This is a genomic window from Paraoerskovia sediminicola, assembly GCF_030296575.1.
GTDB classification, from domain to species: domain Bacteria; phylum Actinomycetota; class Actinomycetes; order Actinomycetales; family Cellulomonadaceae; genus Paraoerskovia; species Paraoerskovia sediminicola.
Genome location: NZ_AP027729.1, coordinates 2,334,377 through 2,348,966, shown reverse-complemented (window position 1 = coordinate 2,348,966; position 14,590 = coordinate 2,334,377). Strand labels below are relative to the sequence as shown.

The window sequence follows — 14,590 nt, the reverse complement described above, 5'->3', positions numbered from 1 at the left end:
TCCCGATCTACCAGGACTGACGCTCCGACAGCCTCAGCGACGCGTCGGCAGACCCCGCTGCATGGCGTCGCGGACCTCGCCGACGAGCTCCTCGAGGATGTCCTCGAGGAACACGACGCCCCCGGCGGCGTCCTGCCCCGGCACGTCGACCCGGGCGAGGTGCGCGCCGGACCGCTGCATCGCCCGCAGCGCCTCCTCGACCTCGTCCTCCGGGCCCGCCACGGCGAGCGCGCGGATGCGCCAGGAGGGCACGGGCTCGTCGCGGTCGGCCCCCTCGGCGTACAGCACGTCCTTGAGGTGCAGGTACCCGACGAGGTCTCCCGACGGCGCCGACACCGGGAACCGCGAGTACCCGGTCTTCGCCACGAGGCGCTCGATCTCGGCCGGCGTGCAGCCCTCGACCACGACCACGAGGTCCTCGACCGGCACCATGACCTCGCCCGCGGTCAGGTCGGAGAACTCGATGGCCCCCGAGAGCAGTCCCTGGTCGTCGGACAACACGCCCTCCGCCTGCGAGTGCTCGACGATCGACTGCACCTGCTCCGCCGTGAACGTCGAGACGACCTCGTCCTTGGGCTCGACGCCCGTCCACCGGACCACGTGGTTCGCGACCCAGTTCAGGGCGTGGATCACGGGTGAGACGGCGCGAGCGATGAGGACGAGCGGGGGCCGAACCAGAGGACGGCCTTCTCCGGACCGGAGACCGCCATGTTCTTGGGCACCATCTCGCCGAGCACGACGTGCAGGTAGACGACGACGGCCAGCGCGAGGGCGAACGCGATCGGGTGCACCCAGGACGACGGGATCCCGACCGCTTCGAGCGGCACCTCGATCAGGTGCGCCAACGCCGGCTCGGCCACCACGCCGAGGCCCGTCGAGCACACCGTGATGCCGAGCTGGCAGCAGGCGAGCATGAGCGATGCGCGCTCCATGGCCCACAGGGCCGTGCGTGCGCCGCGACGTCCCTCGGCGGCGAGCGGCTCGATCGAGCTGCGCCGCGCGGAGATGACGGCGAACTCGGCGCCGACGAAGAACGCGTTGCCCGCGAGCAGGAGCACGCCGATGATCAGTGCGACGGTCGAGCTCATGCGGCACCTCCTCGGGAGCGCGCGGACCGCTCGCCGGAGCTGCGGCGTGCCCCGTCCTGCGGATCGTCGTCGTCCTGTGGCTCCGGGGCCGGGACGACCCGGACCCGTTCGACGCGACGACGGTCCATCGCCTCGACCCGGAGCGTCACGCCGCCGACCTCGACCTCGTCCCCGGTGGCCGGGACGCGGCCCAGCCGCTCCATGACGAGCCCGCCCAACGTCTCGTACGCGCCGTCGTCCGGCACCACGACACCGGTGACCTCGGCGAGCTCGTCGGGTCGGACGACGCCGGGCACGACCCAGGACCCGTCCGCCGCGCGCGCCGCGCCGGCCCGCCGGGCGTCGTGCTCGTCCGCGACGTCCCCGACGAGCTCCTCGACGACGTCCTCGAGCGTGACCACGCCGGACGTCCCCCCGTACTCGTCGACGACGACCGCCATCTGCAGGCCGAACCCGCGGAGCTCGACCAGCAGCGCCCCGACCCCGACCGTCTCGGGCACCCGCGGCGCCTCACCCATGAGCGCGGCCGCGGGGACCTCGCCCCGCTTCTCGAACGGGACGGCGACGGCCTTGCGCAGGTGGACCAGGCCGATCACGTCGTCGCGGTCCTCGCCGACGATCGGGAACCGCGAGTGCCCGCTGCGCCGTGCGGCGTCGAGGACGTCGCGCGCGGAGGCGTCACGCCCGAGCGAGACCATCCGCATCCGGTCGGTCATGACGTCGACCGCCGTGAGCTGGTCCAGCTCGATGGAGTTCGTCAGCAGGGTCGCGACCGTCGTGTCGAGGGTGCCCTCCTGCGCCGAGCGCCGGACGAGGGACGCGAGCTCCGACGCGGACCGCGCGCCCGAGAGCTCCTCGCGCGGTTCGATGCCGAACCGACGCAGGATGGCGTTCGCGGAGTTGTTCAGCACGGCGATCGGGTACCGGAACACCTTGGTGAACTGACGCTGCAGCGGCACGACCCACCGCGCCGTCGTGTACGGGCTGCTCAGCGCGTAGTTCTTGGGGATCAGCTCGCCGACCAGCATCGAGAAGACGTTGACGACGACGAGCGCGATGATCCCCGCGAGGACCGTCGCGACACCGGCGCTCAGCGCGGTGTCACCGAGGGGGCCCGCGACGAGGGTCAGGATCGCCGGCTGCGCCGTGTAGCCGAGGAGGATCGTGGTCACCGTGATGCCGACCTGCGCGGACGAGAGCTCGGTCGACAGGTGCCGCAGACCCGCACGCACGCTGCGGTCGCGCCGGTCGAGGGGGCGCTCGTCGCCGTCCGCGTCCGCGGAGAGGGCTGCCGGGTCGAGGGTGACGAGCGAGAACTCGCTCGCGACGAAGACAGCCGTGCCGAAGGTGAGGACGACGCCCAGGCCGATCCAGAGCCACTCGCTCAGCACACGGGGCTCCAGGTGTTCCGTGCCGTGCGTTTCATATGCGGAGAATCGTAGCCGTACGCACGGGGGTCGCGCGCCTGAGGGCGCTGTCCCGGCTGTTGTGCCACTCTGGTCCCATGTCAGCCAGCACGCCCGCTCAGGCGGGCTCGACAGGCCCCGGTCCTTCCGGTTCGGCCCCCGCGACGGTCCTCGTCGTCGAGGACGAGCCGACCATCGCCACGGCCATCGCCCAACGGCTGAGCGCCGAGGGCTGGCGGGTCGAGGTGGCCCAGGACGGGCTCGCCGGGGTCGAGGCGGCGCTGCGCCTGCAGCCCGACGCGATGGTGCTCGACGTCATGCTGCCCGGGATCGACGGCCTCGAGGTGACCCGGCGCGTGCAGTCCGAGCGCCCGATGCCGATCCTCATGCTGACCGCCCGCGACGACGAGACCGACATGCTGATCGGCCTCGGCGTCGGGGCGGACGACTACATGACGAAGCCGTTCTCGATGCGCGAGCTCGTCGCCCGGCTGAAGGCTCTGCTGCGCCGCGTCGACCGGACGACGCAGGCCGCCTCCGTCCCGGAGGCCGAGGCCCCGCTGACCATCGGTGAGGTCGTCATCGACCGCGCGCAGCGGCGCGTGCACCGGGCCGGCACGGAGATCCACCTCACGCCGACCGAGTTCGAGCTGCTCGTCATGCTCGCGAGCTCACCGAAGACCGTGCTCACGCGCGAGCGGCTGCTCGCCGAGGTCTGGGACTGGGCGGACGCGAGCGGCACCCGGACGGTCGACTCCCACATCAAGGCGCTGCGCCGCAAGCTCGGCCCCGAGCTGATCCGCACGGTCCACGGCGTGGGCTACGCGTTCGAGCCCCCGACGACCTGAGTGCCGCAGGTGCCGGAGGACGACCAGTGACACCCCGCGCGACGCCGAGGCCGCAGCTCCCGGACGTCCGGCCGCTCGACCGGTTCGGCTCGATCAAGATCAAGCTCGGCGTGCTCGTCGCCGCCACGGTGGTCCTCGCGGTGTTCATCACCTGGATCGGTCTGCGCAACGAGCTCGGGCCGTCCCGGACCCTCCCGCTCGCGATCATCCTGTCCCTGCTCCTGACGCAGGTCCTGGCCCGAGGCATGACGTCGCCCCTGCGGGACATGACGACCGCCGCGCAGGCCATGGCCGACGGCGACTACAGCCGTCGGGTGCGGGCCACGAGCCACGACGAGGTCGGCCAGCTCGCGGTCGCCTTCAACGTGATGGCCGAGGACCTCGCGTCGTCGGACAAGACGCGGCGCGAGCTGATCGCCAACGTCTCCCACGAGCTGCGCACCCCGGTGGCGGCGCTGCAGGCCCAGCTCGAGAACCTCGTCGACGGGGTCGTCCCGGCGGACAAGGGGACGCTCGAGGGTGCTCTCAAGCAGACCGAGCGGCTCACGCGTCTCGTCACCTACCTGCTGGACCTCTCACGCATCGAGGCGGGTGCGGCTGCGCTCAACGTCACCACGATCCCCGTGGGCGACTTCCTCGAGGACGCTGCGGAGTCCTTGTCGATGATGGAGGCCGCGAAGGACCTGCACTACGTCGTGGACGTCGCGCCGCCGGACCTGGTGCTCGAGGCCGACAAGGAGCGGCTGCGCCAGGTCGTGACCAACCTCCTGCACAACGCGATCCGCCACTCGCCGCCGGGCGGCGTCATCCGGCTGGACGGGTACTCCGGCACCGACGCGGACGGTCTCGACGTCGTGGTGCTGGAGGTCGTCGACGAGGGGCCGGGCATCGCTCCCGGTGACCGTGAGCGGATCTTCGAGCGCTTCGCCCGGGGGCAGCACGCTCCCCCGCGCGGTCGGACGACGTCCGGCGGGACGGGCATCGGCCTCGCCATCGTCCGGTGGGCGGTGGACCTGCACGACGGGACCGTCGCGGTCGCCGACAGCGAGCACGGTGCCGCGATCCGCGTGACGCTCCCGGCCCAGGGCCCCGAGCCCCGGTCGGCCGGCCCGGCCGCCGCCCCGTCGCGCCCGGACGGCGGCTCGCCACCCACCGACTGAGATCGGGTCGCAGCACCTGACACCCCGGCTCGGGTGATCTTCGTCACATCAGCGCCGCGCCGGCGCCCGACGTTACGCCGCCATGACCCGCCGGACCCCTCCGCAGGGCACATCTCGACGAATCCCCCGCGACCTCTTTCCGTGTTCTTGGGGCGCTCTGCGAGAAGCGGCGTCCCGCGGGCCCGGGCCTGTCCGCAGCGCCGCGGACCACCCGGTCAGGGACCTCTCGAGGGCCTACCCTGGAGAGGTCCGGACCCCGGGCGAGTTGTCGAGAACCGAGCGAATCAAGGTGGGCGGTCCACGCGTGTCCCCTCAGGCTGAGTCAGAGTCGATCAGCGCGGCAGGTGCCGTGTTCGGAGCCAACGAGTGGCTCGTCGACGAGTTGTACGAGCAGTACCTGAAGGACCGTGACGCCGTCGACCCGGCGTGGTGGGACTTCTTCGCGGACTACAAGCCGGGGAGCAGCGGGAGCGACAACGGGACCGGCGGCCGCGCCGCCGAGTCCAACGGGACGCCCGCCCCGAAGGGCGAGGCCGGCGAGCAGCCCGCCGCCGAGGAGTCGACGGGATCGACCACGGAGAAGGCACCGCGCAGCGCGGCGCCCGTCACGGCCCCGGCCACCGGCGACGGTTCGGCGGCGGCCGAGGCCGCGCAGCGCCCGGCACGCCCGGCCGTCCCCGCAGACCCCGAGGTGAATGCGGCCGCTCTCGCGACCCAGCCCGTCGCCACGGCCCAGCCGGCCACGGCGTCCTACGCGAGCGCCACCGCGCGCCGCGGCGCCACCGACGACACCGACGCCGCCGACGACATCAGCAAGCTCCGCGGACCGGCCGCCCGCGTCGTGACCAACATGGAGTCGAGCCTCAACGTCCCGACGGCGACCTCGGTCCGCGCCGTCCCGGCGAAGCTGATGGTCGACAACCGCATCGTCATCAACAACCACCTCGCCCGCGGACGCGGCGGGAAGATCTCGTTCACCCACCTCATCGGGTTCGCGCTCGTCGAGGCGCTGGCCGAGATGCCCTCGATGAACGCCAGCTACACCGAGCTCGACGGCAAGCCCGCGATCAACAACCCCGCCCACGTCGGCTTCGGGCTCGCGATCGACCTCGCCAAGCCGGACGGCTCCCGTCAGCTCCTCGTGCCGAGCATCAAGCGCGCGGACACGCTCGACTTCGCCCAGTTCTGGGCCGCCTACGAGGAGCTCGTCCGCAAGGCACGCGGCAACAAGCTCACCGTCGACGACTTCAAGGGCACCACGATCTCCCTGACGAACCCCGGGGGCATCGGCACCGTCCACTCCGTGCCGCGACTCATGGAGGGCCAGGGCGCGATCATCGGCGTCGGCGCCATGGACTACCCCGCGGAGTTCGCCGGTGCGTCGGTCGAGCGGCTCGCCCGCATGGCGATCTCGAAGGTCCTGACGATCACGTCGACCTACGACCACCGCATCATCCAGGGCGCCCAGTCCGGCGAGTTCCTCCGGATCATCGGCCAGAAGCTGATCGGCGAGGACGGGTTCTACGACCGGGTCTTCACCTCCCTGCGCATCCCCTACGAGCCGGTCCGGTGGATCAGGGACAACGCCGTCGACGAGGACGTGGAGGCCGCGAAGCCCGCGCGCATCGCCGAGCTCGTCCACTCGTACCGCTCGCGCGGCCACCTCATGGCCGACACCGACCCGCTCACGTACCGCCAGCGCAAGCACCCCGACCTGGACATCCAGAACCACGGGCTCACGCTGTGGGACCTCGAGCGTCAGTTCCCGACCGCCGGCTTCGGTGGCACGCCCAAGGCGTCGCTGCGCGAGATCCTCGGCCTGCTGCGCGACTCGTACTGCCGGTCGATCGGCGTCGAGTACATGCACCTCGCCGACCGGGACCAGCGGCGCTGGCTCCAGGAGCGCCTCGAGTCCGGCTACGCCCGCACCCCCGCGAGGACCAGCTGCGCATCCTGCGGAAGCTGAACTCCGCGGAGGCGTTCGAGACCTTCCTGCAGACGAAGTACGTCGGGCAGAAGCGCTTCTCCCTCGAGGGTGGGGAGGCCGTCATCCCGCTGCTCGACGCCGTCCTGTCGAAGGCCGCCGAGAACGGTCTCGACGAGGTCTGCATCGGCATGTCCCACCGCGGGCGGCTCAACGTGCTCGCCAACATCGCGGGCAAGAGCGCCGCGCAGATCTTCGCCGAGTTCGAGGGGAACATCGACCCCAAGAGCGTCCAGGGCTCCGGCGACGTCAAGTACCACCTCGGCACCGAGGGGACCTTCACGGCCGAGTCGGGTGCGCAGACGCGCGTCTACCTCGCCGCCAACCCGTCGCACCTCGAAGCCGTCAACCCCGTGCTCGAGGGCATCGTCCGCGCCAAGCAGGACCTCATCGACCTCGGCGGCGACGGCTTCTCGGTCCTCCCGATCCTCCTGCACGGCGACGCCGCGTTCGCCGGACAGGGCGTGGTCCCGGAGGTGCTCAACCTCGCGCAGCTCCGCGGGTACCGCACCGGTGGCACGGTCCACGTGCTGATCAACAACCAGGTCGGGTTCACCACGGGCCCGTCGTCGGCGCGATCGACCACCTACGCCACGGACGTGGCCAAGGGCTACCAGGTCCCGATCTTCCACGTGAACGGCGACGACCCCGAGGCGTGCGTGCGTGTCGCCGAGCTCGCCTTCGCGTACCGCGAGCAGTTCGACCGCGACGTGATCATCGACATGATCTGCTACCGCCGCCGCGGCCACAACGAGGGTGACGACCCCTCGATGACCCAGCCGCTCATGTACAACCTCATCGAGGCGAAGCGCTCCGTGCGCAAGCTCTACACGGAGAACCTCGTCGCCCGCGGCGACATGACGCTCGAAGAGGCCGAGCACGTCCTGCAGGACTACCAGGGCCAGCTCGAGAAGGTCTTCACCGAGACCAAGGAGGGCGGCTACTCGGTGCCGGCCTCGGCCGAGCCGATCGCAGGGCTCGAGCGACCGGAGTCGCAGCGCGAGGACGCGGGGACGATGGTCGGCTGGAAGACCGCCGTCCACCCCTCGCTGATCGAGCGCATCGGCGCCGCGCACGCCTCGCCGCCCGAGGGCTTCACGATCCACCCCAAGCTGGCCCAGCTCCTCGAGCGCAGGCACAAGATGTCCACCGAGGGCGGCATCGACTGGGGCTTCGGGGAGCTCGCGGCGTTCGGCACCCTGCTCATCGAGGGCACCCCGGTGCGGCTCGCCGGGCAGGACTCGCGGCGCGGGACGTTCGTGCAGCGCCACGCGGTGCTGCACGACCGGGAGACCGGCGCCGAGTGGACGCCGCTGCTGTACCTCGCGGGCGACCAGGCCAAGTTCTGGGTCTACGACTCGTCGCTGAGCGAGTACGCCGCGCTCGGGTTCGAGTACGGCTACTCCGTCGAGCGCCCCGAGGCGCTCGTGCTGTGGGAGGCCCAGTTCGGGGACTTCGTCAACGGCGCCCAGACCGTCATCGACGAGTTCATCTCGTCCGCGACGCAGAAGTGGGGCCAGAACTCCTCGATCGTCATGCTCCTGCCCCACGGGTACGAGGGCCAGGGACCGGACCACTCGTCCGCGCGGATCGAGCGCTTCCTCCAGCTGTGCGCCGAGCAGAACATCGTCGTCGCGCAGCCGTCGACCCCGGCGTCCTACTTCCACCTGCTGCGCAGGCAGGCGTACGACCGGCCGCGTCGCCCGATGGTCGTCTTCACGCCGAAGCAGCTGCTGCGCCTCAAGGCGGCGGCCTCGTCGGTCGAGGACCTCACGACGGGTACGTTCCGGCCGTTGATCGGCGACACCTCGGTGGAGCCCGCCGAGGTGGACCGCGTGCTGATCTGCTCGGGTCGCGTCTACTACGACCTGCTCGCGGAGCGCACGAAGCGTCAGGACACCAAGACCGCGATCCTGCGCCTCGAGCAGCTCTACCCGCTCGACACCGACGCGATCCGCGAGGAGGTCGCCCGCTTCGGCGCCGACGACGTCGTGTGGGTCCAGGACGAGCCGGAGAACCAGGGGCCGTGGCAGTACATCCACGTCAACCTGCCCGACGACGTCCCCCACGTGCGCGTGATCTCTCGCCCGGCGTCCGCCTCGACCGCGGCCGGCACGGCGAAGGCGCACCAGGCCGAGCAGGCCGTGATCATCGCGCAGGCCTTCGGTCGCTGACAGGACGCCCTGACCGGGCGCCCGGACCGGGCGGCCCGCCCGAGACCCATGGCACGACGACGGGGCCCCGCTGCTCATCCGAGCAGCGGGGCCCCGTCTCTGTCTCGTCGCGCGCCCCTCAGGACCGACCTACGGCGACACGCCACGCCGGGGACGCGCCGTCCGACCTACCAGCGGTGGTGGATCTCCTCGCGGAGCAGGCGGTCGTAGATGTCGCGCGCCCCGTCCGCGAAGCGTGCCCCGAGCAGCCTGTCGCCGCCCGCCGATGCGTTCGCGCGGGCCTGCTCCGCCGAGCGCGCCCCGGGGATGACCGTGGACACCCCGGGCTGCTGCCAGACCCACGCGATCGCGGCCTCGGCGGGCGTCACGTCGTCGCCGACGACCTGGCCCACCAGCTCGGTGAACTCGCCCGCGGCCTTCAGCCCGAGCTCGAACGGCACGCCCGAGAAGGTCTCGCCGACGTCGAAGGCCTGCCCCTCGCGGTTGTAGCTGCGGTGGTCGTTCTCGGCGAAGGTCGTGCTCGAGTCGTACCGGCCCGAGAGCATGCCCGAGGCGAGGGGGACGCGGGCGATGATCCCGACGCCGGCCGCCGAGGCCGCGGGCAGCACCGCCTCGAGCGGCTTGCGACGGAACGCGTTGAGGATGATCTGGACCGTGGCCGTGCCCGGCCGGGCGATCGCGGCCAGCGCCTGGTCGCACGTCTCGACGCTCACGCCGTACGCCGCGATCGCGCCCTCGTCGACGAGAGTGTCGAGCGCGTCGAAGACCTCGTCGCTCGCGACGACCTCGCTCGGCGGGCAGTGGAGCTGGACGAGGTCGAGCCGCTCCGTCCCCAGGTTCTTGCGCGACCGGTCGGTCCACGCCCGGAAGTTCTCGAGCACGTAGTTCTCGGGAGTCTGGTCGACGCGGCGGCCCATCTTCGTCGCGACCGTGAGCCCCGACCCCGCGTTGTCGGCGACGTAGCGCCCGATGATCTGCTCGCTGCGACCGTCGCCGTACACGTCGGCGGTGTCGAAGAACGTCACCCCGGCCTCCGCCGCGGCGTCGAGGACAGCCGTGGCGTCCTTCTCGTCGACGTCGCCCCAGTCGGCGCCGAGCTGCCACGTGCCCAGCCCGACGACCGAGACGAGCCGGCCCGTACGTCCGAGCACCCGGTATTCCATCGTTCCTCCTGTTGCACGGTCTCGTGCGTCGTCGCCCGCCGGAGGTGTCCGGCTCCAGTACCGTATGTGCACGTGAACACGTACGCACCGTCCGGCACGCAGTTCCGCATCACCTCGGGTGAGCACCGAGCCGTCGTCACGGAGGTGGGCGCCGCCGTCAGGGAGTACTCCGTCGGCGGTCGCGACGTGTTCGTCCCGTTCCCCGAGGACCAGATCTCCCCGGCGTACCACGGCGCCGTCCTCGTCCCGTGGCCCAACCGCCTGCGCGACGGCAGGTACGAGTTCGACGGCGGCACGCACCAGGTCCCGGTGAACGAGCCGGAGCGCGGGACGGCGCTGCACGGCCTGTCCACCTCGATGCGGTGGGACCTCGTCGACCACGCGCCGGACGCCGTCACCCTCGAGCTCCGGCTCCCCCGACCAAGGGGTACCCGTTCGCGCTGACGACCCGTGTCACATACCGGCTCTCCGACGCCGGGCTCGCCGTCACCGTCCGCGCCACGAACGACGGGCCGACGACGCTCCCCTACGGTGTCGGGTTCCACCCCTGGCTCTCGCCGGGCGACGCCGCCGTCGACGAGTGCACGCTGCGCCTCGACGCGACCCGTCGGGTCACCGTCGACGAGCGGCTCCTGCCCACGGGGGACGTCGCGGCGGAGGGGGACCACGACTTCACGTCGCCGCGCTCGCTGCGGGGCATCGCGCTCGACGACGCCTACGTCGACGTCGTGCGGGACGACGCCGGGCTCACGTGGATGCGGCTCGCGTCACCCGACGGGCGGGAGGCGGCGGTCTGGACCGACGACTCGATGGACACCTGGCAGGTCTGCACCGGGGACGGCATCGACGCCCCCGGATACGTCCGGACCGGGGTCGCCGCCGAACCGATGAGCTGCATCGCGGACGCGTTCCGCACCGGGGACCGCCTCGTCCGCATCGCCCCCGGCGACTCGCACGAGGTCCGCTGGGGCGCCACGCTGCTCTGAACGTCCCCGATGCGCGGCGGACGACAGGCACAATGGGACCGACGAGACGAGGAGGCCCGGTGGGCGAGAGAGAGCTACGCATCTGCATCGTCGGCGACGAGCTGAGCGTCGGCGTCGGCGACGCCAAGGGACTCGGCTGGGCCGGCCGGGTGATCGCCCGCAGCCGCTTCGACCGGACCGCGATGTCGTTCCCCCTGGCGATCCCCGGGGAGACGACGACGGCGCTGAGCCAGCGCTGGGAGGTCGAGTCGTTCCGTCGGTACGGGAACGAGGCCGAGTGCGACAACCGCCTGGTCGTCGGCCTCGGCCGGCACGACGTCGCCGCAGGCCTCTCGGTCGCGCGGTCCCGCCTGAACCTCGCGAACATGCTGGACGTCGCGGACTCCCACCGGATCTCGACGTTCGTCGTCGGGCCTCCCCGGGCGCCCCCGAGGACAACGACCGGCTGGCGGAGCTGTCGGCCGCCTTCGCTGACGTCTCTGCCCGTCGCCACGTCACCTACGTCGACACGTTCACGCCGCTCGTGCACCACGAGCAGTGGCTCTCGGACCTCTCCCAGAGCGGCACGGGCTACCCGGCGCAGGCCGGCTACGGGCTGATGGCCTGGCTCGTGCTGCACACCGGCTGGCACGCGTGGCTCGGCCTGCCCGAGGACTCCCCGGCTGACAGACCGTCAGCGGCGCAGCCGGCAGAGCGGGGTTCGCAGCCGGCACGCCGACGAGACTGACGGCACCGCAGCCGGCGCCCGACACCGGCACCGGCACCGGTGTCGGTGCCGGTGTCGGTGCCGGCACAGGTGGTCAGAGCGTCGCGCGGACCGCGCGCCCCGCCTCGTCGAGCACGGTGCGCAACGTGTCCACCGTCAGCGGGCCCAGCCGTCCGTCCGCCGCCGCGTGGCGGAGGTCGGCCCGGAGCTCGGCGCGGAACCGCGTCAGCATCTCGTCCGCCATCGCGCGGGCACCGGCGGAGTCGTCACGTCCGGTGCCGCTCGGCGACTTCTCGCCCGCGGCGTCGGCGCCGGATCCGGGTGCCGACGAGGCCCGCGCCCGCTCCTCCTGCGCGGCGGCGGCGAGCTCCGCGCGCAGTCCTCGAGCCGACCCGCGGACCTCCTCGCGCAGCTGCGCTGCGCGGTCCCGCACCGTCACCGCGATCCCCGCCTCGAGGGCCGCGAGGTCGCCGGCACGAGCCTCGAGCTCCGCGCGACCGGCAGGGGTCAGCGCGTACGTCGACCGACGCCCGTCCTCCTCGCGGACGACGAGGCCGTCGTCGACCAGCCGGGAGAGCCTGGGGTAGACCGTGCCCGCGCTCGGCCGGTAGGTCCCGCCGAACCTCTCCGCGAGCTCGGTGATGATCTCGTACCCGTGGCGCGGTCCGGTGGCGAGGAGCGCGAGCAGGTAGAGCCGCAGCTCCCCGTGGGCGAAGACCGGCATCAGAGGTCCCCGCCCTCACCGGTGGCGTCGGCGGCGGCGTCGGTGGCTGCCCGGCCCCGCTCGACCCGCCGCACGACGCTGACGTCCCCGGAGACCGCCTTGACCACCACGGTCCCGGCGCCCGCGGGCGCCGGGCGATCCACCCGGTCGCCGCTCCACTCCTTGCGCCCGGCCGGCCGCTGCGCCCTGACCCCGTCGACGACGACCGCTCCTGAGGTCGACCGCAGGGCGTAGCCGACGGCCTGCGGGTCGGGCAGCCGCAGGGCGACACCGCCCGAGACCGTGCTCGCTCGCACCGACGAGGGCTGCTCCGTCAGGTCGAGGGTCACCTCGCCCGACACGGAGGAGAACGAGACCGACGTGAGCGCGCCGCTCGCGGTGACGTCCCCCGAGACGGTCTTCGCCGTCAGGGAGCCGCGGTGGCCCCGGGAGACGACCTCGCCCGAGACGGTCCGGACGGTCAGGTCCCCCTCGGTGCCGTCCGTGACGACCGAACCGGAGACGTTGGACACGGTGACCGAGCCGCCCGTCCCCGCGACGAGCCCGTCCGCGGTCACGACGCCGACCGAGACGGTCGCGCCGACCGGCACGGCGACGGACACGTCGACCACGTCGTGGGTCGACGGACGACGGAACGAGTCGAACAGGCTCTCGAAGGACAGCTGGGGGTAGCCGATCCGGAGGCTCGAGCCCTTTCGGACGACGTCGAGGGGGCGCCCCTCGACCGTGTGGATCTCGACGCGCGCGCCGGGCTCGTCGTGCGTGACGACGTCGACCCTCCCCCGACCAACCGGACCTCGAGGTGGTCGCACGTCTCGACGTCGAACGACTGCGGGCCGTTCACCGTCCGTGTCTCGCTGCTCATCGTCGTCTCCCGCTCCGTCATGTCCCTGCCCCTGTGCTCCCTGCGCGTCGCCGTCCTGACGACGGGGCGACACGGTGTGGACGACACGATATATCGCGTCAATGGACACGATATATCGCGTCCCGTCCCGTGGCAACCACGGACTGTGGGATCATGGGACGCAACCCCTGACCGTGAGGAGACCACCATGAGCAAGCGCGGACGCAAGCGTCGCAGCCGCAAGGGCAACGCCGCCAACCACGGCCGTCGTCCCAACGCCTGACCACCTCCGCCGGCGCACGCCGGCGGACCACCGCTCACAGCGGTGAACGAAGGGCCCGGTTCCGTCGGAACCGGGCCCTTCGTCGTCCGACGCTCTGCTGCTGAGCCGTCGGCGGACGGACTGTCGGGTCAGGCGCTGCCCGGGGTCCGCACCACGTAGGTCGTCGTCGTGCTGACCGACAGCTGCGCGCGGATCCTGAGCCTCAGGCTCTCCGGCGCCTGCTCGTGGCACGAGCGGCGCACGAGCTGCTTGACGAGCTCTTCCGCGCCGAGCTCCGCCAAGCACGGGGAGCAGTGCGCGATGTGGGCACGCATCTTGGCCTCGTCGTCCTCGGTCATCTCCGAGTCCAGGTACTCGTAGAGGTGGGACAGCGCGTGCGCGCAGTCCGACTCGCCTCCCGTCGCGTGCGGGATCGGCGTCACGATCCGCACCTCGTCCGGGGCGAGCCCCGGGTCACGCTGCTCGTGCTCAGCCATCACGACTCCTCCCCCGCCGGACGCGCCCCGACGAGCCCGCGCCCCGCCGCGTACTCGGCGAGGAGCTCGCGGAGCTGACGGCGCCCACGGTGCAACCGGGACATCACGGTGCCGATGGGCGTGCCCATGATCTCGGCGATCTCCTTGTAGGGGAACCCCTCGACGTCGGCGTAGTAGACCACCATCCGCCGGTCCTCCTGGAGCTCCTGCAGCGCGCGCTTGACGTCGGAGTCCGGCAGCCGGTCGAGCGCCTCGGACTCGGCGGAACGCAGACCCTGGGAGGTGTGCGAGGCCGCCCGGGCGATCTGCCAGTCCTCGACGTCCTCCGCCTGCGACTGCTGCGGCTCGCGCTGCTTCTTGCGGTACGTGTTGATGAACGTGTTCGTGAGGATCCGGTACAGCCACGCCTTGAGGTTGGTCCCGGGGCGGTACTGGTGGAACGCCGCGAACGCCTTCGCGAACGTCTCCTGCACCAGGTCCTCGGCGTCGGTGGGGTTGCGCGTCATCCGCATGGCCGCCGAGTAGAGCTGGTCGACGTACTGCAGCGCGTCGCGCTCGAACCGGGCGCCGCGCTCAGCGTCCGACTCGGCCTCGGGGGCACGCTCCGTATCCTCGCCGATCTCGGGCGCCTCCTTGGAGGCGCTCGAGTCCGGCTCCGGGGCGCCTGGCTCCGGCTCGGGTGCGCTCTGCCGGTCTTCGGGCTCCGGGGCGACGGGGGTATCGGTCATCACGTCCGAGCCTAGCCGCC

The 14,590-nt window shown here is 72.1% G+C and carries 9 protein-coding genes and 4 pseudogenes; 6 read left to right on the top strand and 7 right to left on the bottom strand.

The genetic code is table 11. From position 1 onward, the window contains the following. Nucleotides 1-33: 33 nt before the first annotated feature. Nucleotides 34-1,088: pseudogene (locus QUE47_RS10915) on the bottom strand (hemolysin family protein). Then, the gene (locus tag QUE47_RS10910) at nucleotides 1,085-2,479 is read right to left on the bottom strand and encodes a hemolysin family protein (RefSeq protein ID WP_286217316.1); all 1,395 of its coding nucleotides are present in this window, start codon (nucleotides 2,477-2,479) and stop codon (nucleotides 1,085-1,087) included. Before QUE47_RS10910 ends, QUE47_RS10915 begins: the two are co-directional and overlap by 4 nt. A gap of 113 nt (nucleotides 2,480-2,592) precedes the next feature. Here QUE47_RS10910 and QUE47_RS10905 point away from each other — a divergent pair, with 113 nt between their 5' ends. The 3 genes and pseudogenes from QUE47_RS10905 to QUE47_RS10895 all read left to right on the top strand — a co-directional run bounded on the left by QUE47_RS10905 (nucleotide 2,593) and on the right by QUE47_RS10895 (nucleotide 8,660). Beyond that, nucleotides 2,593-3,342, top strand: a complete 750-nt coding sequence (locus tag QUE47_RS10905) for a response regulator transcription factor (RefSeq protein ID WP_286217314.1) — start codon at nucleotides 2,593-2,595, stop codon at nucleotides 3,340-3,342. Between the two features lie 26 nt (nucleotides 3,343-3,368). Then, the gene (locus QUE47_RS10900) at nucleotides 3,369-4,502 is read left to right on the top strand and encodes a sensor histidine kinase (RefSeq protein WP_286217313.1); all 1,134 of its coding nucleotides are present in this window, start codon (nucleotides 3,369-3,371) and stop codon (nucleotides 4,500-4,502) included. A 304-nt stretch (nucleotides 4,503-4,806) separates the two neighbouring features. Then, a pseudogene (locus tag QUE47_RS10895) lies at nucleotides 4,807-8,660 on the top strand (multifunctional oxoglutarate decarboxylase/oxoglutarate dehydrogenase thiamine pyrophosphate-binding subunit/dihydrolipoyllysine-residue succinyltransferase subunit). 167 nt (nucleotides 8,661-8,827) lie between these two features. On the opposite strand, the gene QUE47_RS10890 reads toward QUE47_RS10895, so the two are convergent. Then, entirely contained in the window at nucleotides 8,828-9,823 is a 996-nt protein-coding gene (locus QUE47_RS10890; RefSeq protein ID WP_286217312.1) for an aldo/keto reductase, read from the bottom strand. 66 nt (nucleotides 9,824-9,889) lie between these two features. Here QUE47_RS10890 and QUE47_RS10885 point away from each other — a divergent pair. Beyond that, nucleotides 9,890-10,809 (top strand): annotated as a pseudogene (locus tag QUE47_RS10885) (aldose 1-epimerase family protein). A gap of 32 nt (nucleotides 10,810-10,841) precedes the next feature. After that, nucleotides 10,842-11,467: pseudogene (locus QUE47_RS10880) on the top strand (GDSL-type esterase/lipase family protein); the annotation flags it as partial. Nucleotides 11,468-11,609: 142 nt separating this feature from the next. Here the strand turns inward: QUE47_RS10880 and QUE47_RS10875 are convergent. Both QUE47_RS10875 and QUE47_RS10870 read right to left on the bottom strand, forming a co-directional pair. After that, nucleotides 11,610-12,242: a PadR family transcriptional regulator gene (locus QUE47_RS10875; RefSeq protein ID WP_286219478.1), complete on the bottom strand. Its 633-nt coding sequence runs from the start codon at nucleotides 12,240-12,242 to the stop codon at nucleotides 11,610-11,612. Then, the gene (locus QUE47_RS10870) at nucleotides 12,239-13,051 is read right to left on the bottom strand and encodes a DUF4097 family beta strand repeat-containing protein (RefSeq protein WP_286217311.1); all 813 of its coding nucleotides are present in this window, start codon (nucleotides 13,049-13,051) and stop codon (nucleotides 12,239-12,241) included. Before QUE47_RS10870 ends, QUE47_RS10875 begins: the two co-directional genes overlap by 4 nt. Before the next feature lie 240 nt (nucleotides 13,052-13,291). Between QUE47_RS10870 and QUE47_RS17255 the strand changes: the two genes are divergently transcribed. Continuing rightward, nucleotides 13,292-13,366 carry a 50S ribosomal protein bL37 gene (locus QUE47_RS17255; RefSeq protein WP_098459088.1) on the top strand — a complete coding sequence of 25 codons (75 nt, stop codon included), beginning with the start codon at nucleotides 13,292-13,294 and terminating at the stop codon, nucleotides 13,364-13,366. A gap of 128 nt (nucleotides 13,367-13,494) precedes the next feature. Here QUE47_RS17255 and rsrA read toward each other — a convergent pair whose 3' ends face one another. Then, entirely contained in the window at nucleotides 13,495-13,842 is a 348-nt protein-coding gene (rsrA, locus tag QUE47_RS10865) for a mycothiol system anti-sigma-R factor (protein WP_286217310.1), read from the bottom strand. Continuing rightward, nucleotides 13,842-14,570 (bottom strand): sigma-70 family RNA polymerase sigma factor, encoded by a 729-nt coding sequence (locus tag QUE47_RS10860; protein WP_286217309.1) that lies wholly within the window; start codon nucleotides 14,568-14,570, stop codon nucleotides 13,842-13,844. Before QUE47_RS10860 ends, rsrA begins: the two co-directional genes overlap by 1 nt. Nucleotides 14,571-14,590 lie beyond the last annotated feature (20 nt).

Coding starts and splice junctions, on each gene's coding strand:
- QUE47_RS10905 (WP_286217314.1), top strand. CDS start 2,593: ATGTCAGCCAGCACGCCCGCTCAGGCGGGCTCGACAGGCCCCGGTCCT.
- QUE47_RS10890 (WP_286217312.1), bottom strand. CDS start 9,823: ATGGAATACCGGGTGCTCGGACGTACGGGCCGGCTCGTCTCGGTCGTC.
- rsrA (WP_286217310.1), bottom strand. CDS start 13,842: ATGGCTGAGCACGAGCAGCGTGACCCGGGGCTCGCCCCGGACGAGGTG.
- QUE47_RS10860 (WP_286217309.1), bottom strand. CDS start 14,570: ATGACCGATACCCCCGTCGCCCCGGAGCCCGAAGACCGGCAGAGCGCA.